General features: G+C 68.8%; 17 protein-coding genes. 5 read left to right on the top strand and 12 right to left on the bottom strand.

Going from position 1 to position 18,339, the window contains the following annotated elements; translation table 11 throughout:
* The first annotated feature begins 234 nt into the window (after positions 1 to 234).
* Positions 235 to 723, top strand: a complete 489-nt coding sequence (locus OD750_RS25225) for a hypothetical protein (protein ID WP_263541385.1) — start codon at positions 235 to 237, stop codon at positions 721 to 723.
* A gap of 11 nt (positions 724 to 734) precedes the next feature.
* Here the strand turns inward: OD750_RS25225 and OD750_RS25220 are convergent, their stop codons facing one another.
* From OD750_RS25220 to pilB, 6 genes are all read right to left on the bottom strand, one after another.
* A complete protein-coding gene (locus tag OD750_RS25220) occupies positions 735 to 1,154 on the bottom strand; it encodes a DUF4279 domain-containing protein (RefSeq protein ID WP_263541384.1) in 420 nt (139 codons plus the stop codon).
* Positions 1,155 to 1,374: 220 nt separating this feature from the next.
* Entirely contained in the window at positions 1,375 to 1,662 is a 288-nt protein-coding gene (locus OD750_RS25215; RefSeq protein ID WP_263541383.1) for a hypothetical protein, read from the bottom strand.
* Positions 1,659 to 2,303 (bottom strand): dephospho-CoA kinase, encoded by a 645-nt coding sequence (gene coaE, locus OD750_RS25210; protein ID WP_263541382.1) that lies wholly within the window; start codon positions 2,301 to 2,303, stop codon positions 1,659 to 1,661. The genes OD750_RS25215 and coaE overlap by 4 nt, the downstream gene beginning before the upstream one ends.
* A complete protein-coding gene (locus OD750_RS25205) occupies positions 2,278 to 3,261 on the bottom strand; it encodes a prepilin peptidase (RefSeq protein ID WP_263541381.1) in 984 nt (327 codons plus the stop codon). Before OD750_RS25205 ends, coaE begins: the two co-directional genes overlap by 26 nt.
* A 16-nt stretch (positions 3,262 to 3,277) precedes the next feature.
* Entirely contained in the window at positions 3,278 to 4,552 is a 1,275-nt protein-coding gene (locus OD750_RS25200; protein ID WP_263541380.1) for a type II secretion system F family protein, read from the bottom strand.
* Positions 4,553 to 4,554: 2 nt separating this feature from the next.
* Positions 4,555 to 6,279 carry a type IV-A pilus assembly ATPase PilB gene (gene pilB / locus OD750_RS25195; RefSeq protein ID WP_263541379.1) on the bottom strand — a complete coding sequence of 575 codons (1,725 nt, stop codon included), beginning with the start codon at positions 6,277 to 6,279 and terminating at the stop codon, positions 4,555 to 4,557.
* Positions 6,280 to 6,470: 191 nt separating this feature from the next.
* Between pilB and OD750_RS25190 the strand changes: the two genes are divergently transcribed.
* Genes OD750_RS25190 through OD750_RS25175 form a run of 4 tightly spaced genes read left to right on the top strand, consistent with a single transcriptional unit; the run spans position 6,471 to position 10,803 of the window.
* Positions 6,471 to 7,325 carry a glycosyltransferase family 2 protein gene (locus OD750_RS25190; protein WP_263541396.1) on the top strand — a complete coding sequence of 285 codons (855 nt, stop codon included), beginning with the start codon at positions 6,471 to 6,473 and terminating at the stop codon, positions 7,323 to 7,325.
* Positions 7,318 to 8,523, top strand: a complete 1,206-nt coding sequence (locus OD750_RS25185; protein ID WP_263541378.1) for a glycosyltransferase — start codon at positions 7,318 to 7,320, stop codon at positions 8,521 to 8,523. Before OD750_RS25190 ends, OD750_RS25185 begins: the two co-directional genes overlap by 8 nt.
* Positions 8,520 to 9,563: a glycosyltransferase gene (locus OD750_RS25180; RefSeq protein ID WP_263541377.1), complete on the top strand. Its 1,044-nt coding sequence runs from the start codon at positions 8,520 to 8,522 to the stop codon at positions 9,561 to 9,563. The genes OD750_RS25185 and OD750_RS25180 overlap by 4 nt, the downstream gene beginning before the upstream one ends.
* On the top strand, positions 9,550 to 10,803 hold the full coding sequence (locus OD750_RS25175; RefSeq protein ID WP_263541376.1) for a lipopolysaccharide biosynthesis protein: 1,254 nt from the start codon (positions 9,550 to 9,552) through the stop codon (positions 10,801 to 10,803). The genes OD750_RS25180 and OD750_RS25175 overlap by 14 nt, the downstream gene beginning before the upstream one ends.
* Here OD750_RS25175 and OD750_RS25170 read toward each other — a convergent pair.
* The 6 genes from OD750_RS25170 to OD750_RS25145 are packed head-to-tail and all read right to left on the bottom strand — an operon-like array spanning position 10,787 to position 18,333.
* Positions 10,787 to 11,953, bottom strand: coding sequence for a DegT/DnrJ/EryC1/StrS family aminotransferase (locus tag OD750_RS25170; protein ID WP_263541375.1), 1,167 nt, complete (start codon positions 11,951 to 11,953; stop codon positions 10,787 to 10,789). The two genes, OD750_RS25175 and OD750_RS25170, sit on opposite strands and share 17 nt — an antisense overlap.
* Positions 11,950 to 12,843, bottom strand: coding sequence for a hypothetical protein (locus OD750_RS25165; protein ID WP_263541374.1), 894 nt, complete (start codon positions 12,841 to 12,843; stop codon positions 11,950 to 11,952). The genes OD750_RS25170 and OD750_RS25165 overlap by 4 nt, the downstream gene beginning before the upstream one ends.
* Positions 12,828 to 13,433 (bottom strand): class I SAM-dependent methyltransferase, encoded by a 606-nt coding sequence (locus tag OD750_RS25160; RefSeq protein ID WP_263541373.1) that lies wholly within the window; start codon positions 13,431 to 13,433, stop codon positions 12,828 to 12,830. Before OD750_RS25160 ends, OD750_RS25165 begins: the two co-directional genes overlap by 16 nt.
* On the bottom strand, positions 13,430 to 14,398 hold the full coding sequence (locus tag OD750_RS25155; RefSeq protein ID WP_263541372.1) for a glycosyltransferase family 2 protein: 969 nt from the start codon (positions 14,396 to 14,398) through the stop codon (positions 13,430 to 13,432). The genes OD750_RS25160 and OD750_RS25155 overlap by 4 nt, the downstream gene beginning before the upstream one ends.
* Positions 14,399 to 14,443: 45 nt before the next feature.
* On the bottom strand, positions 14,444 to 16,390 hold the full coding sequence (locus tag OD750_RS25150) for a tetratricopeptide repeat protein (protein WP_263541371.1): 1,947 nt from the start codon (positions 16,388 to 16,390) through the stop codon (positions 14,444 to 14,446).
* Complete coding sequence (locus OD750_RS25145; RefSeq protein ID WP_263541370.1) at positions 16,387 to 18,333, bottom strand: tetratricopeptide repeat protein; 1,947 nt, start codon at positions 18,331 to 18,333, stop codon at positions 16,387 to 16,389. Before OD750_RS25145 ends, OD750_RS25150 begins: the two co-directional genes overlap by 4 nt.
* Between the last annotated feature and the right edge of the window lie 6 nt (positions 18,334 to 18,339).

Genomic DNA, 18,339 nt, shown 5'->3' with positions numbered 1-18,339 from the left:
GAGCGCGGATGATGATCGCGTTGAAGGTGATCACGCACAACGTGATGCATCTGGCGAGGTTGCAGCACCGCGGAATCGTGCCCGTGTGAGGGGCCGCCGCCGCCGCGATGCGGCGAGTGAGCGGCAATGATCTATGTAGCCGCACCCGGTCCAGCCTCATGAATCGTCGCTTCAGCGAGTTTGTGCTGTCGCGAAGGGGTTATTCGAGGTGCCCTTCGGTGGAGTCCGGATGTCGTGCTGCGTCGCTGGTTCGCCGTGTCGCGTCGCAAGGATGATACCGAGGAAACGTTGCGGCAGCGAATCGACGTCTCGGCGGGCAACGAAGCGCTCGTTGCAGAGTATCGACGGCGCCTGGGCAGCGTGAGCTGGTTCATGCGTGCGCTGAACGAGTCGATCGCGCGTGTGGCGAATGCCGAGGACGGCTGCAAAGGACGTTTCTGGGAAGGCCGCTTTCGCTGTCAGGCATTGCTCGATGACGCTGCGGTTTTGAGCGCTATGACCTACGTCGACCTGAATCCCGTCAGGGCGCGAATGGTCGATGTTCCGGAGGCGGCCGAGCAGGTTTCTTTTTCGCGCCGGTTCAGCGCGATGGCACGAGCGGCAGCGCCGGATCATCCGTTGCTGCCCGTCGCCGGCGAGGGAGCGGCGCTTGCCGTCAGCGAAGTGGAATATTTAAAACTGGTAGACGGATTTCTGGGCTGTGGTGACCGGTCGCGTCGCTGAAGGTGTCTCGTCTACTCGGACGAAAAATAAGTGTCGATGAAGAGCGGCACGCCGAAATCGCCGAGCTGTTTCAGCAGTTCGGCCGAAAAGGTCGGGCCGCCGTCGAAGCTGGTCTGAAAATGTCCGCACCACCAGATCACGCTGTAGCGATCGAGGTAGGCCGCCAGTTGGGATCGTATCGGATGCAACTCGCGCATCACGGATAGAAGGCCGTCTTCAAGAGAGTCCCATTCTCCGGGTTCGGCATTGGGGATCGAATTGCCGCAGTAGGACCAGCGCCCGGGTATTTGCCGGCCGTCGTTGCGCGACGTTGGCGCCTGACTTCGAGTGGGATTCAATCCCAGCTCGCGAGTGATCCGGTCCGGATCCAGGTCTTCCGACGCGATTCGCAGTTCGACCGTGTATCGATGATTCGTTCTCGGGTTTGTCATGTCGTTACCGGGAGTGTTTCCTCGTGGTTTGTGACGAGTCGGGCTGCGCATATCATCGCAAGAAGGATCGCTGTGCGGCACGACGATGCAACGCCGAGCACGTTGAAGCCATCACATCGGCGCGAGGCCGCGAGCGGGCGACAGGATGACGTTGCTACGTCCGCGCGCTCGGCGGGGCAAGGGGTTGCGGGGATTTCGAGGGGGCTGGTGAGTGCGGCGTTCAGCCAGCTCTTTTCAGCGGCGCAAATCTCACCATCGAATACATCGCCGCCGCCGTAAACAGCAAGAACGCGACAAAGAGAAAATTTCCCCGGTTCATCGCGTATTCGGCCGCCCAGAAGAAGAGCAGGGCGATCTGAACGAGCGCCACCGCGGAATTCAGCCACGGAGCCACGCGGCATCGGACGCCGCACCAGCCACAGGTCGCGCGCGTGCCCAGCAGCACCGTCGCGAGCTTCGCGCGCGTCGGCAGGAGATGTCCGCACGCCGGGCAGGCCGACGCCGTCATCGGACCCGTTTTTCGGTCGCCAGCGCGAGATACCGCGCATGCAGCGCGCCGACGCGCGCGGTGAGTTCGTCGAGAGAACCCGAGTTTTCGACCACGTCGTCGGCAATCGCGAGCCGCGCCTCGCGCGTCGCCTGCGCGTCGATCATGCGCTGCGCGAGCGCAGCGTCTATCGCATCGCGCCTGACCAGGCGTTCGAACTGCACCGCGGGATCGACGTCGACGATCAGCACGCGGTCGACCCAGTCGTACGCCGGCCACGTTTCGGCGAGCAGCGGAATCGCGAGCAGGCAGTAGGCGCCGGTGTCGGCGGCCACGCGCTCGCGCAGCCACGTGCGCACGCGCGGGTGCACTATCGCTTCGAGCGCTTTGCGTGCCGCGTCGTCGCCGAACACGCGGCGGCGCATCGCGGCGCGGTCGAGCGTGCCGTCGGCGGCGATCACGTGGGGGCCGAACTGTGCGGCGATTTCCGCGAGCGCCGGCGTGCCGGCCGCGACGACCGCGCGGGCGGCGACGTCGGCGTCGTAGCACGCGATGCCCAGCGCGCCGAACGCGTTCGCGACGGCGCTCTTGCCCGACGCGATGCCGCCGCCGAGCGCGACGACGTAGCGCGCGTTTTCAGCCGACCTGGAGGAAGCGTTCATACCACAGCGCGAGCGTCGCGCCCCAGACGAACTGCACCCAGCCGGCGACGGCGATGAACGGTCCGAACGGAATCGGCGTCGAGCGATCCTGCCTGCGCGCGGCGAGCGCGATGCTGCCGACGATCGCGCCGACGAGCGACGAAATCAGGATGATCGGCAGCAGGCTGCGCGGGCCCATCCATGCGCCGAGCGCCGCGAGCAGCTTGAAGTCGCCGTGGCCCATGCCTTCCTTGCCGGTCGCGAGTTTGAACACCCAGTAGACCGACCACAGACTCAGGTATCCGAGCGCGCCGCCCATGATCGCGCCGACGGGATCGACGAAGAGCGGCACGGTCGAGAGGCCGAGGCCGATCCACAACAGCGGCAGCGTGATGTTGTCGGGCAACAGCTGCGTGTGGAAGTCGATGCCGGCGAGAGCTATCAGGCAGAAGCCCAGCACGAGGCCGGCCGCGGCCTGCCAGGTGAAGCCGAACTGCGCGACCACGACGATCGCGGCGAGCGCGGTCAGCGCTTCGACGAGCGGATACTGGATCGAGATCGGCGTCTTGCAGTAGCGACAGCGGCCGCCGAGCGCGAGCCAGCTGACGAGCGGGATGTTGTCGAGCGGCGACAGCGCGTGCTTGCAGTGCGGACAGTGCGAGCCGACGAAGACGATGTCGGGCGGCGGCGCATCGGCGTTCGGTTCGGCCGCGACCTGGGCTTCGTCGACGATCGGCGCGGCCTCGACGAGCGACGCATCGGCCTGCAGCGCGGGCTGCGGCGGCGCATCATCGACGGGCGCGGCGCGAGCGCCGCTCTTGGCTTCGTCCTCGGCCAGCAGTTCGCGGCACTGGCAGCGCCAGTCGTGCATCAGCCGCGCCGGCAGGCGCAGGATCACGACGTTGAGAAAGCTGCCGACGATGAGTCCGAACAGGCCGGCCGCTGCGAGCAGCGGCCAGCCGGATGTGAAAAGTTCCATTCTGGGTTCGACGCGATCAGCCCACGACGGCGGCGAGTTTGAAGATCGGCAGATACATGCCGATGACCATGCCGCCGACGAGCGTGCCGATGATGACCATGATGAACGGTTCCAACAGGCTCGACAGGGCGTCGACCGCGTTGTTGACTTCTTCTTCGTAGAAGTCGGCGATCTTGAACAGCATCTTGTCGAGGGCGCCGGATTCTTCGCCGATCGCGACCATCTGCACGACCATGTTCGGGAACAGGTTCACCTGCCGCATCGCGAGCTGCAGCTGGTGACCGACCGAGACGTCGTCGCGAATGCGCTTGACCGCTTCGTTGTACACCGGACTGCCGGTCGCGCCGGCGACGGAGTCGAGCGCTTCGACCAGCGGTACGCCCGCGCGGAACGTCACGCCGAGCGTGCGCGCGAAACGCGCGATCGCCGACTGGTGCAGGATCTGGCCCACGACCGGCAGTTTCAGCACGGCGCGCGCCATGAACGCGGCGAATTTCGGCGATCGCTTGTAGATGAAGATCAGTGCGAAGACGGCGGCTACGGTGGCGCCGAGCACGATGTACCAGTAGGCCGTCAAAAACCGCGACGCGCTCACGATCATCTGCGTGAACGCCGGCAGCTCGGCGCCGAAGTTCTCGAACACGGCCTCGAACTGCGGCACCACGAAGATCAGGAGGATCGCCGACACGAGCAGGGCGACGGCGAACACCATCGCCGGATAGAACATCGCCTTCTTGATCTTGCCCTTCAGCGATTCGATGTTTTCCTTGTAGGACGCGACCGTGTCGAGCACGGTGTCGAGCACGCCCGCCGATTCGCCGGCCTTGACGAGGTTGCAGTACAGCTGGTCGAACTGCACCGGGAACTTTCCGAGCGCTTCGTACAGCGTCGAGCCGCCTTCGATGTCGGTCTTGACCGACGTCAGCATGTTCTTCATGCGCGGGTTGGTCTGGCCCGAGGCGATGATGTCGAAACCCTGCACGAGCGGCACGCCGGCCGACATCATGACCGAGATCTGGCGGCTGAACACCGCGATCTCGCGCGGCTTGATCGGCTTGCCGGCCGCACCGAACAGCGGCTTCGGCTTCGTCTTGACCGTCGTCGGATTGATGCCCTGCCGGCGCAGCTCGGCTTTCACCATGCTGACGTTCTTGGCCGCGTACTCGCCCTTGATCTTCGATCCGCGCTTGTCCGTGCCGACCCAGATGAAGGTCTGCAGCTGATTGACTTCCGCTCGGGCGCGGCCTCGTTGCGCGGCAGCCTTGCTCGCGGTTGCAGTTGCAGTGGCCATCGTTAGTCCTTGGTGACGCGGTTGATTTCGGCGAGGCTGGTGACGCCCTGTTTGACCTTCCAGAGCGCCGACGCGCGCAGATCGCGGATGCCTGCGGTGCGAGCGGCGTCCGCGATCTGGATGGCGTTGCCGCCGGCAAGAATGATTTTCGCGATCTCTTCGGCCAGGGGCATGACCTGGTAGAGACCGACGCGACCTTTATACCCTTCGTTGCAGGCCGAACAGCCGACTGCATCAAAAATCTGCAAGCCGGCGAGTTCTTCCTGCCTGAAGCCTTCGGCGAGCAGCGCCGCCGCCGGCAGTACCAGCGGCGTCTTGCAGTCGTGCAGGCGTCGCGCGAGGCGCTGCGCGATGACGAGCGTGACCGACGAGGTGATGTTGTACGGCGCGATGCCCATGTTCATCAGGCGCGAGATCGTCTGCGGGGCGTCGTTCGTATGCAGCGTCGAGAGCACCATGTGGCCGGTCTGCGCGGCCTTCACGGCGATTTCGGCGGTTTCGAGGTCGCGGATCTCGCCCACCATGATGACGTCGGGGTCCTGGCGCAGGAACGAGCGCAGCGCCGCGGCGAACGTCATGCCGCGCTTCTGGTTCTGCTGCACCTGGTTGATGCCCGGCACGCGGATTTCCACCGGGTCTTCGACCGTGGAAATGTTGCGTCCTTCGGTATTGAGAATATTGAGCGCCGTATACAGCGAGACCGTCTTGCCCGAGCCGGTGGGGCCGGTCACCAGCACCATGCCGTATGGCTTTTCGATCGCGTCGAGGAACAGCTTGCGCTGGTCGTCCTCGTAGCCGAGCTTTTCGATGCCCAGGCGCGCGGCCGAGCCGTCGAGAATACGCAGGACGACTTTTTCGCCGAACAGCGTGGGGCAGGTGCTGACGCGAAAGTCGATCGACTTGCCCTTGGACAGGTTGAGCTTGATGCGGCCGTCCTGCGGCACGCGGCGCTCGGCGATATCGAGGCCGGACATGACCTTGAGGCGCGAGGAGATGCGCGGGCTGAGCTTGGCCGGCGGCGCGGCCACCTTGCGCAGCATGCCGTCCATGCGCAGTCGCACGCGGTATTCGGATTCGTATGGCTCGAAATGGATGTCGGATGCGCCGCGCTTGATCGCGTCGACGAGCACCTTGTTGACGAAGCGCACGATCGGCGTGTCGTCGCCGCCGGCTTCGACGCCGGCGTTGCCGTCGCCGGCATTGTCGTCGTCGGCGCCCATGTCGAGGTTTTCCAGGCCTTCGCCTTCCTCGATGTCGACGCTGCCGCCGCCCTGGTTGAACGCCTGTTCGATTGCGCGCTGGAGCTGACGCTCGTCGATCAGGATCGGTTCGACGATGTGGTTCGACTGGAACTTGATCTCGTCGAGCGCGCGCAGGTTGGTCGGATCGGCAAGGCCGACGAACAGGCGGTTGCCGCGTTTGAACAGCGGCAGCGCCTTGTGCTTGGTGACGAGTTCTTCGCTGACGAGTTTCATCGGCAGCTGCGCGAAGTCGATGGCGACGGTGTCGTACAGCGGGATGCCGAATTCGGCCGATGTCGCCATCGCGACGACGCGGCTGTCGGCCACGCCGTGGTCGATCAGGTAGGTCGCGACGGGAATTTTCTGTTTCGACGCCGCTTCGGTCGCGCGACGGGCTTCCGCTTCGGGCACGGAACCATCGGCGACCAGGCGCCGCACGATGCCGGTCAAGCCGGACAATGCGGCAGGACTTATCTGCGTTGCCATAGGAATTCCACCTAAACCCCCGAAACTACGGCAGAATGTACTCCAATTTCGGACATGTATGAACACTTGTCCCGAATTTGGTCACGAATCTTTGAACGGCTTGGCAAACCGCCGGCTGTCGCGGCCCGCGAGCCGTCCGGACGGCGCGAAGCTTGCAGTATCATCCCGCGAAACGTCGCGTCGAGGAATTCATGGTCGGTGTCAGCATAGTTCTTCCCGCCAAGAACGAATCGGCGGCGCTGCGCGACCTCCTGCCGCGACTCAAACAGGCCTGGCCCGACGCCGAAATCATCGTCGTCGACGACGGCTCCACCGACGATACCCGCGACGTCTGCGCCGCGAACGGCGTGCGGGCGCTGTCGAGTCCGTATTCGATGGGCAACGGCGCGGCGATCAAGCGCGGCGCGCGCGCGGCGACCGGCGAGGTCATCGTGTTCATGGACGCGGACGGCCAGCACGATCCCACGCCGATCGCGCGGCTCCTCGAACGGCTCGACGCCGGCTACGACATGGCCGTCGGCGCGCGCGACTGGAGCGGTCAGGCCGGCGTGGGCCGCGGCGTGGCCAACGGGTTGTACAACCGCATCGCTAGCTGGATGACCGGTCATGCGATCGCCGACCTGACATCGGGTTTCCGCGCGGTGCGCGCGGCGAAGTTCCGCGAGTTCCTGCATTTGTTGCCGAATGGATTTTCGTATCCGACGACGATCACGATGGCGTTCTTCCGCAGCGCGTATCCGGTCTGCTACGTGCCGATCGCGGTCGCGCGGCGCGTCGGCCGCAGCCACATCCGGCCGCTGCGCGACGGCGTGCGCTTCCTCCTGATCATCTTCAAGATCGCGACGCTGTATTCGCCGATGAAGCTGTTCGTGCCGGCGAGCGTGCTGTTCTTCCTGCTCGGCCTCGGCAACTACGCCTACACGTACCTCAACTTCGGCCGGCTCACGAACATGAGTACGCTCCTGTGGAGCGCCGGCGTCGTCGTTTTCCTGATCGGCCTCGTCTCGGAACAGATCACCTCGCTCACGTATCGCCGAGATGACTGAGGCGGCCGACCGCAAGCCGCTCCTGCTCGTGCTCGCGTCGACTTACCCGCGCTGGAAGGACGACCCCGAACCGGGTTTCGTGCACGAACTGTCGCGGCGGCTGACCGCGACGTTCGACGTCGTCGTGGTCTGCCCGCACGCGCGCGGCGCCAAACGGCGAGAAACGTTCGACGGCGTCGAGGTCGTCCGGTACCGCTACGCGCCGGACGCGCTGGAAACGCTCGTCAACGACGGCGGCGTGGTCACCAATCTGCGCCGCGCGCGCTGGAAGTGGCTGCTCGTGCCGGGCTTCGTCGTCGCGCAGTGGTGGGCCGCGTCGCGCGCGCTGCGGCGGCGCCGGCCGGCGGCGGTGCACGCGCACTGGCTCGTGCCGCAGGGCGCCGTCGCGGCGGCGATCGGCGGCGCGCGCGTGCCGTTCGTGGTGACGTCGCACGGCGCCGACCTGTTCGCGCTGCGCGGCCCTGTGCCGACGGCGATCAAGCGCTGGGTGGTGCGCCGCGCGCGCGCGATGACGGTCGTCAGCGAGGCGATGCTCGGCGAGGCGCGCAGTCTCGGCGCGGCCGACGGCGCGGTGCGCGTGCGGCCGATGAGCGTCGACCTCGACGAGCGGTTCACGCCGGATGCGCGCGTCGAGCGGTCGCCGGACGAAATCCTGTTCGTGGGGCGCCTCGTCGAAAAGAAGGGACTGCGCCATCTGATCGCCGCGATGCCGGCGATCCGCGCGGCGCGGCCCACGGCCTTTCTGACCGTCGCCGGATTCGGCCCCGAAGAAGAGGCCTGCCGGCGTCTCGTCGCGGCGCTCGATCTGGGCGACGCGGTGCGCTTTCTCGGCGCGGTGCGCCAGCCCGATCTGCCGGCGCTGTACCGCCGCGCCGCGCTGCTCGTCGCGCCGTTCGTGCGCGCGGGGTCGGGCGACCAGGAAGGCCTCGGCCTCGTGATGGTCGAGGCGCTCGGCTGCGCGTGCCCGGTGCTGGCCGGCGACGTGCCGGCGGTGCGCGACCTGCCGGTACCGACCGTTGCCGCGGAAGACACGAACGCGCTCGCCGGCAATGTGCTGGCGCTGCTGTCCGCCGACCCCGACGCGCGCGCGCAACGCACGGCCGTGCAGCGCGAACAGGTGCTCGCGCGCTTCGGCTGGAGCGCCGCGACGAGCGACTACGCGGCGATCCTGTCCGCCGCCGCGCGCGGCGAGCCGTGAACGGCGCGGCCGGCGAACGCGAAATCGCCGACGCGGATCGGCTCGCGCGCGATCCGCTCGTCAGCGTCGTCGTGCTGACCTACAACCACGCCGACTATCTGGCCGAGGCGCTGTCGAGCATCGCCGCGCAGCGATGTCCGTTCGCGTTCGAGATCGTCGTCGGCGAAGACTGCTCGACCGATGCGACGCGCGAGATCGCGTTCGACTTCCAGCGGCGCTTTCCGGATCGGATCCGGGTCGTGGTGTCGGACGCGAACGTCGGCACGATCGCCAATCTGCGGCGCGTCGTCGCGCGGCTGCGCGGTCGCTACGTCGCATTCTGCGAGGGCGACGACTATTGGCACGGCGAGGGCCGGCTGGCCGCGCAGGTCGCGCTGCTCGAAGCGCGGCCCGACGCGACGCTCGTGCACACCGACTGGGTGCGCAGCCGCCGCGGCGAGCACGGCTGGCAGGTCGACTGGCGGCGCGGCATGCACTACGGCATGCGGCCGTCGCTGCTCGTCGGTCCCGCGTTCGCGACGTTCTACTCGGGCCGCGCGTTCCGCACGTGCACGATCCTGCATCGCCGCGAAATCGTCGACGACTGCTTCGCCTCGCCGCTGTGCCGCGACACCTACGCGTTCATGGACACGATCCTCGCGGCCTACGCGCTGTCGCGCGGATCCGCGGCGTACTTGCCCGGCATCGGCGCGGTCTATCGCGAAAGCCCGGGATCGATCATGCGTTCCGGACGGCGCGCGCGCCTGCGCTATCTGCGCTCGTGCCTCGCGTTCGACACCGTCGCGCGCGGCTACTTCGCCGAACGCGGCGACTATCCGGACGGCTATCGGTGGGAGCAGGCGTTCGGCCTGCTCGTAAAAGCGCTCGCGATCGCCGATCTGCGCACCGCGGCGTTCGCGTTCGCCGACTTGTGGCGGCACTACGGCATCGCTTCGTTCGTGCGCTGCGGCTGGCGCGCGGTGACGCTGCGCCGGCGCCGCGACGCGTGGGAAGCGCAGCGACTCGCGCTCGGCGACGAGACCGGCGATGTCGCACGCTGACTCGCGCGGATTGCTGCCGATCGGCCGGCTCGGCCGCAACACGATTGCCGGCGCGGCGGGCCTCGTCGCGCGCGCGTGCCTGCAGGCGGCGTACCTGATCGTGCTGACGCGCGCGCTCGGCGCCGACGCGTTCGGCGCGTTCGCCGGCGCCGTCGCGACGGCGACGGTCGTCGCGCCGCTTGCCGGCTGGGGCGCCGCGCAGTTGTTCGTGCAGCACGTGTCGGCCGATCGCGACGCCGCGCCGGCGTGGTGGGCCGGCGCGCTCGCGCAGACGGCGGCGAGCGGCGTCGTCGTCGCGCTGTTCGTCGTCGTCGTGGGCGCGGCGTTCGGCGGTTCGGGCCTCGGCATCGGTGCGCTCGCGATGATCGCCGGCGCCGAACTGGTCGCGCTGCCGTTCGCGTGGGCGACCGCGTCGGCGCTGCTGACGATGGAACGCGCCGGCCTGTCGGCGCTGTCGCTGTCGCTGCTGCCGGCCTGCCGCGTGATCGCCGTGCTCGCGCTGGTGCTGACTGGCGACGCCGACGTCGGCACGGTCGTCGTCGCGCATTGCCTGGCGTCTTTTGCCGGCGCCGTGTGCGTCGTCGCGCTGTCGGCCGCGGCCGGCATCCGGCCGGCGTGGTCGCTGCGGCCGCCGCTCGCCGATTCGCTCGCGCAAGGCACGCCGTACGCGGCTGGTAGTCTCGCGTCGACGAGTTATACCGAAGTGGACAAAGTGATCATGTTGCATCAGCTCGGCGCGCCGGCAGTCGGCCAGTACACGCCGGCGTTCCGCGTGGCGTCGGTCATGGTCCTGCCGATCGCGGCGCTCGCGACCGCGGCGCTGCCGCGCCTGTTCGCGCTGCCCGACGGCGCGGCGCGAACGCGCATCGAGCGCGCGATCGTCGCGGCGGCGTTCGTCTACGGGCTGCTCGCGGCGGCGGCGATGGCCGCTGCCGCGCCGTGGCTGCCGTACGTGTTCGGCGACGGGTTCGCCGGCACGAGCGGTTTTGCCGTGTCGCTCGCCGCGTGGATTCCGCTGGTCGCGCTGCACCAGTCGCACGCGGCGATGCTGACGGCCGCCGGCGCGCAGGCGCGGCGCGCGAGGATCGAAGCGGCCGGCCTCGGCGCGATCGTCGTGCTGAACCTCGCGCTGCTGCCGCGATTCGGCGCGGCCGGCGCGGTCTACGCGCTGCTGCTCGCCGAAGCCGGTCTGGCCGCCGCGTGCGTATTCGCGGCGCGACGGCTCAGGCGAGCTGCCTGAGCACGTCGACGATCGTTGCTATCGTCTGCGGTCCGACCGCGGTGCCGGTCGGGAGCACGATCACGCGCCCGGCGACCGCTTCGGTGTTCGGCAGCAGCAGGCGCGCGTGCGGAAACAGGTCGCGGTACGGCTTCATCGCGTGGCAGCCGGGCCAGAAATAGCGCCGTGCGAGCACGTTCTCGGCGTGCAGCGCCGCGACGATGTCGTCGCGCCGCGTCGCGAACGCATCGCCGACTTCGACGACGACGTACTGGTGGTTCGCGCGTTCGTCCGGGTCGTAGCGCAGCAGCGACAGGCCGTCGATCGACGCGAGCGCGTCGCGATACGCCGCGTAGTTCGCGCGATTGACCGCGAGCACATCGTCGATGCCGGCGAGGTTCGTCAGGCCCATCGCCGCGCAGGCTTCGATCATCTTGCCGTTCGTGCCGGGGTGGATCGCGTTGTCGTAGCCGGCGAAGCCGAAGTTGCGCATCAGGCGCATCTTGTCGGCGAGCGCGTCGTCGTTCGTCGTGACCGCGCCGCCTTCGAACGTGTTGTAGAACTTCGTCGCGTGAAAGCTCAGCACTTCGCACGCGCCGAATCCGCCGATCATCCGGCCGCCGAGCGTGCAGTCGAACGCGTGCGCGGCGTCGTACATCAGCTTGAGGCCGTGTTCGTCCGCGATCGCCTGCAGCGCGTCGTGCGGCGCGCCGCGGCCCCACAGGTGCACGCCGATGATGCCGGTCGTGCGCGGCGTGATCATGCGGCGCACGGCGTCGGGATCGAGGTTGTGCGTGGCAGGGTCGATGTCGGCGAAGACCGGCGTGATTTCCTGCCACTGCAGCGCGTGCGCGGTCGCGATAAACGTATACGAAGGCACGATGACTTCGCCGGCGAGCCCGAGCGCGCGTATCGCGATCTCGAGCGCGACGGTGCCGTTGCACATCGCGACGCAGTGCGCGACGCCGAGCCGCGCGGCGATCGCGGCCTCGAGCTCGCGCACGAGCGGGCCGTCGTTCGTCAGCCAGCGCCGGTCGAACATCGCGTCGATGCGGCGCAGGAAGTCGGCGCGGTCGCCGATGTTCGGCCGGCCGACGTGGATCGGTTCGGGAAACGCCGGCGGCGCTCCGTGGATCGCAAGGTCGGCGGGGCTGGCGATGCGCTTGCTCATGGGGCGGGGCTGTGTCGTCGGTCGAGGGCGGAGATCGTCGCAGCGGCGAGCGCCATCAGCGCGTCGCCGGCGACGGTGGCGATGCGGAATCCTATCGCGATGTCGATCGCCGCGGGTTCGCCGATCGACGGCTTGAGCAGCAGCACGAGCACCGCTTCGCGCACGCCGATGCCGCCCGGCGCGCCGATGACGACATAGCCCGCGATCCACGCCGCGGCGAACGCGGGCAGCAGTTGCGCGTAGCCGAGCGGCGTCTGCGCGGCGACGATCGCGCAGACGGCCGCGCCGCCGGCGAAAAAAGCGACATGTGCACCGAGCGACGCGAGCAGCAGGACGGGCAGCGCGCGGCGTTGCCGCGCCGCGTCGGGCGCGCGGCCGGACCACGCCCAGACTGCCGCGGCGAGCGCCGTCAGCGCGAGCGGCGCGTAGCGCAGATGGTCGAGCCAGGGCAGGCCGCTCGCGGCGAGCGCCTCGCCGAACGCGAGCATCGTCGCCGACGCGGCGACGAGCAGCGACAGCGTCTCGATCACGCTCGCCGCCGCGAGTTGCGCGTGCGTCGCGCCGTAGCGTCGGCCGTGCAGGTGGCGCGACACGAACTGGAACACGCCGCCCGGCAGGTATTTGGCGATCTGCGTCGCGAGATAGCCGACGGCCGCGGCGCGTGCCGGCACGGACCGGTCGCCGGCCAGCCGCAGCGCGGCGATCCACCCGAGCGCGAGCGGCACGCCGCAGAGCGCGTAGAGCGCCGCCGCCGCCGCGATGTTCGCCAGGTCGAACGACGCGCCCAGCGCGCCGCCGTGATCGTGCCAGCGCCATGCGACGAATGCGGCGCACGCGAGCGCGACGAGAAAACCGACGACGCGCGCGGCGCGGATCAGCGCACTTCGCACAGCGCCATCGTCCACGGCAGCGGCGAGCGCCGTTCGACGACGCGGAACCGGCGCTCGAGGAACTTCACGAACGCGCCCCGGCTCCAGTGCTGCAGGTGTCCGGGCGTGTTGCCCAGATCGGACCAGTACTTGCCGCGCGCCATGTTCAGCGCGCGCCAGATCGGTTCGCGCGGCACGCTCGCGATGAGATACGGCCGCGCGAGTCCGGCGAGCACGTCGAGGCCGGCTTCGGGATCGTCGAGATGTTCGAGCACTTCGCAGCACACGATGAGCGGCGCGCCCGGCGCGCCGGCGAGCGCTTCGATCGGCGCGGTCTCGAACGCGATGTCGACGCCGGCGTGTGCGGCGCGCCGGCGCGCTTCGTCGACGATGTCGGCCGAGATGTCGCAGGCGCGCAGCGCGAATCCGCGCCGCGCGAGCCGGATGCTCAATTCGCCTTCGCCGCAGCCGATCTCGAACGCATCGCCCGGCGGCACGCGCGCGACGAGATCGTCGAACGCGCGCAGGAAGTTGCCCATGAGGTAGCGCGCGATCGGATTGCGCGTCTGGTATTTGTCGTAGTAGTTGCCGGCCGGCCGCGCGTCGGTCATGGCGCGGCGTCCTTGCGCTCGCGCGGCGGCGGATTTTCGAGGCGGCGCAGGCGCCAGTCGATCTTTTCCAGCAGGCGGCGGTTGACTGCGATGAGATCGGCGAGGAAGCCGATGATGAACAGCATCAGCGACAGCGTGATGCACGTCGTCGCGAGAATCACCGACTGCACGTGGCCCGCGCCCTGGCCCATCGCCTTGAGAATCAGGTAGCGCACGCCGGCGGTCATGCCGACCGCGCCGAGCACGAAGCTCAGCAGCCAGAAGAACGCGAGCGGCCGGTACGTCGCGAAGATGCGCACGATCGTGCCGAGCGAACGCGTGACGTAGTTGAAGATGCCCTTGACGAGCCGCGACGGACGCATGTCGGGGTTCGTGCGGATCGGCACCGACAGCACGCGGATGTTGCTGCGCCCGGCCTGGATGATCGTCTCGAGCGTATACGTATACGAGTTGAAAACGTTGAGCCGTTGCGCGACGTCGCGCGTGATCGCGCGAAAGCCGCTCGGCGCGTCGGCGACGCGCGTGTTCGACGCCCAGCGCACGGCGGCGCTGCCGAGGTGCTGCAGGCGCTTCTTGACCCACGAGAAATGCTCGGTGTCTTCGATCGGCCGCGCGCCGATCACCATTTCCGCGCGGCCCTCGAGGATCGGCCGCACGAGGTTTTCGATGTCGCGCGCGTCGTACTGGTTGTCGGCGTCGGTGTTGACGATGATGTCGGCGCCGAGCTGCACGCAGGTTTCCAGGCCGGTCATGAACGCGGCGGCGAGGCCGCGATTGACCGCGTGGCGCACGACGTGATGCACGCCGTGCGCGCGCGCGACGTCCGCGGTGCCGTCGCTCGAACCGTCGTCGACGATCATGAACTCGACGGCATCGCAGCCGGCGATCTCGCGCGGCAGGTCGGCGAGCGTGATCGGCAGCGATTCGGCTTCGTTGTAGCAGGGAATCTGGATGATCAGCTTCATCGGCGGCGTCGGACGCAGGTTCGATCGTTGGGGTGAGGCACCGTATCAGTTTTGCGGCTCGGACGACGCGGCATCGGGGCCCAGTTCGATCAGGCGGCCGAGCGGCTCGATCATGTACGCGAGCGATCCGAGCTGGTCGAGCCCGCGCAGTTCTTCGAGCGCCGCTTTCGCCGCGTCGATCTGGTTCGTCGCGACCAGCAGTTCGATCAGGTAGGCGCGGTAGGCCGGCTCCGTCGGCTCTTCGCCGATCGCCTTGCGGATCAGGCGTTCGGCGCCGGCGCCGTCGGCATTCATTTTCCAGATGTAGCCCGCCTGGATCATTTCCAGCCGCGGCTGCCGCGTCGCGATCGCGCGCGCGGCGTCGAACACCTGGTTCAACGTGGGGTCGGCCGCGCACGGGCCGATGGTCTGGCAGTTGGCCAGTTCGGTCAGCGCGCCGATGTCCGATTCGGTCGGCGGCGTGCGCGCGAGCTTGTCGAGCATGCTCTGCCACCACGCCGGATCGATCGGCTGTTGCACGCGCGCGGCGAGTATGACCTGCCCCTGTTCGCACAGGATGCCCGAGCGCGGCAGGCGCGAGCAGGTCGACAGGCCTTCCATCGCGCGACGCACGAACTCCGGGTTCGCGGTCAGCGTCGGCGACGCGATCAGCGTGCGCGCGAATTCGTAGTGCGCGCGCGGGGAGCGCGGATTGTTCGACACCTCGGTCAGCGCAAGCTTCAGCGGATGCGCCCACTCGCGCGCGCGCAGACCGGTCTGCAGCGCGTAGAAGCCGAACAGCGCGACGGCGACGAGCGCCAGCAGGCGCGGCTTGACCGGTGCGACGGGTTCGAGCGCGAGCAGCGACGCGACGGCGAGCAGCAGCCCGCACGACGCGAAATAGTTGCGGTGCTCGAACACGAGCTCGAGCGGGATGATCGTGCCGGTCAGCGTATGCGCGGCGAAGAACCACGCGATGCCGAGCGCGAGCAGCGGACGGCTGCGGCGCAGCCACAGCGCCGCGGCGCCGAGCGCGGCGAGAAACGCAATGGCCGCGAGCGTCGTCGGCGGCGACAACAGGCCCGTCGAAACGGCGATGTCGTCGTGGTACAGCGACGCGACCTTGCCGGTCGGCAGCACGGTCCACTGCATGTAGTCGACGAGCACGCGCGCCTCGGTCATCAGGCGCTGCCAGGTCGTGAACGCGCGCACGTAGGTCGTCGGCGTCGCGATCCACGTCGAGAGCCAGTACAGGCCGCCCAGGAGCGGCACGACGAGGAGCGCGGCGTACAGGCCGACGATCGGCTTGCGCCAGCGGCCCTGCGCGTCGTGCAGCCGCGCGACGAACAGCTCGACGCAGGCGGCGTACAGCGGCAGCAGGATCGCCGATTCCTTCGCGAGCAGACCCAGGCCCGTGCAGACGACGAGCGCCGCCGCCATCGAACCGATGCCGCGATTTTCAACGGCCAGGCGCAGCCGGGCGCGCAGGTACCAGCCGAGGCCGAGCAGCACGAACAACGTCGACAGCGATTCGAGCCGCTGCACGGCGTAGAGCACGCCCGTGAGATTGATCGGCAGCACGAGCCAGCACGCCGTGATCGCGAGCGCGGCCGCGTCCTGCAGGTGCGTGTCGCCGCCGCCGTGCAGCGCGTTGCGCAGCCGCATCAGCGCGCGCAGCGCGAAGTAGAGCAGGGCTCCGTTGACGAGATGGATCGCAAGGTTCGTCAGCTTGAGCCAGAACGGGTCGAGACCGGTCGCCCAGTAGTTGGCGGCGAGCGTGAACATCGTGAGCCAGCGGCCCTGGTGCGCCGCCGGGAACGACGTGATCGCGCGGATCCAGTCGCCGGCGACGAGCGTCTTCACGTGCACGTCGGGGTTGTTCACGAAGAACACGAAGTCGTCGAAGATGTAGGCGCCGTACAGGCCCGGCCAGTAGACCAGCGCGCACAGCGCGAGCACGGCGAGGAGCCGCCAGGGCGATGCCTTGCCGGCAAGCGTCGTCGGTGCGTTCATGGCGTCGATTCCTTGGCGGCGGCGTCGGCGGCGAGGCTCGCGCGCAGCGCGTCGATTTCGCGATCCCAGTATTTGAGTTTCTGCATCAGCCACGCGTGGACTTTCGGCATGTCGGGCCACGGCCGATAGGCGCGCGAGTACAGCTGCCGGAACAGGTCGAGATGCGCGAGCCCGAGCGACGCGAAGCCGGCGTTGCCGAGCATCGCCGCCTGGTTCAGCGCGACTTCGGGACGCGTCAGCAGGCGCAGGTTGCGATCGAACGCGGCCGCCGCCGCCGCGCCGTCGCCGCGCTCGAGCGCGAGGCGGCCTTCGAGGTACGCGATGTCCTGTTTGCGGCCCGCGCTCGCGGTCAGCTTCGCGTTCGACCGCAGCGCCTGGAGCATGCGTTCGACGCCGTCGGCGTCGAGGCCCGGGCAGTTGCCGGTGCGCGGACTGTCGATCGAACTCGACAGCCAGTCGAAACTCAGCCGGTTGCCGTTGCCGGCGGTGGCGAGCGCGGTCTTCACCATGGCCTCGGCCTCGGGACCGTAGCGGTCGGTGTCACAGTACAGGTCGGCCAGCGCGAACGCGACCTGGATCTCGTCGGGCCGCGCGGCCAGCGTGCGCGCGAGGCGGCGCTCGGCGCCGGCGTAGTCGCCGCGTCCCATCTCCAGGCGCGCGGCGAACGTCTGCGCGCGCGGCGAGTCGGGCGCGAGCAGCGCCCAGGTCTGCGCGAGGCGATACGTGTCGCCCCAGGTGCGTGCGCCCAGGTGCGTCGTCACGGCGAGCACGGCGACGATCGCCGCGCCGACGACCGGTTTGATGCGCGCATATGGTTCGCCGCCGGCGAGCCAGCGCGCGAGCGGCCAGAACAGCAGCATCGCCGGCACGTAGTTGCGATGTTCGAAGTACAGCTCGAGCGGAACCACGGTCGATTCGAGCAGGTGACCCGCCATGAAGAACAGCACGGCGACGGACGCGAGCGGCCAGCGGCGGCGCAGGCGCACCGCGGCGACGGCCAGCGCGATCCAGAAGGCGATCGCCGCGAGCGTCGCCAAGTCGAGCGCGCCGCGCACGGCCATGCCGTCCTGGAACAGCCCCGCGGTCAGCGCGCGCGGCAGCGCGAGCAGGCGTACGTAGTCGAGCACGATCAGCGGTTGCGCGAGCACGCGCTCGCCGAGCGTCCACGGCCGGAACTCCGCCGCGGCGCGCATGGCCGACGGAATCAGCCAGACGAGATAGGCCACGAGCAGCGCGGCAGGCAGCATCAGCAGCACGACGCGCGCTCGCGAGAGCGGGCGCGGCGTCGTCACGTCGCCGCGGCGCAGTACGACGGCGTCGACGACGAGAATCAGCAGCGGCAGCAAGGCGCCGTTCGCCTTGCACAGCGTCGCCAGCAGCGTGCAGCCGCCGGCGGCGGCGAGCGCGAAGATCCAGCCGCCGCGCGGATTTCCGGTCTCGAAGCGCGCACGCGCGCCGAGCCACAGGTGCAGGCCCGCGAGCATGAAGGTGCCGGCGAGCATCGTTTCGCGCTGCACGACGTACAGCGTCGTCGACAGCATCAAGGGGTGCACGGCCCAGAGCGCGGCGGCGAAGGCGGCGACCCGGGCGGGATTCGTGTTCGCCGGCGCGATGCGCCGTTCGATGCGCTGCACGAGGCCGAACAGCAGCACGGCGTTGAGCGCATGGATCGCGATGTTCGTGACCTTGAACGAGAACGCGCTCGCCGGCGGCCAGTTGCGCGCATCGATCAGGAAAGTCAGCAGCGCCAGCGGTCGTCCGGTCGGATCGGCCTTGCCGGACGTCAGGTACAAAAGCAGGGTGCGCAGATTGTCGACCGGGCCGTAGGCGCCGAGGTCCGGCAGGTTCGCGAAATCGTCGAAAAGAAAGCCGCCGTGGACGCCGGGCCAGAACGCCGCGCCTGTCAGGCAGACGAGCGCCGCAGCGAGGAGGGATGTGCGCATTGATCC

Origin of the sequence: Tahibacter soli, assembly GCF_025717065.2 — a bacterium.
GTDB classification, from domain to species: domain Bacteria; phylum Pseudomonadota; class Gammaproteobacteria; order Xanthomonadales; family Rhodanobacteraceae; genus Tahibacter; species Tahibacter soli.
The sequence above is the reverse complement of the archived record's forward strand: the minus strand, read 5'-3'. Positions and strand labels throughout refer to the sequence as shown.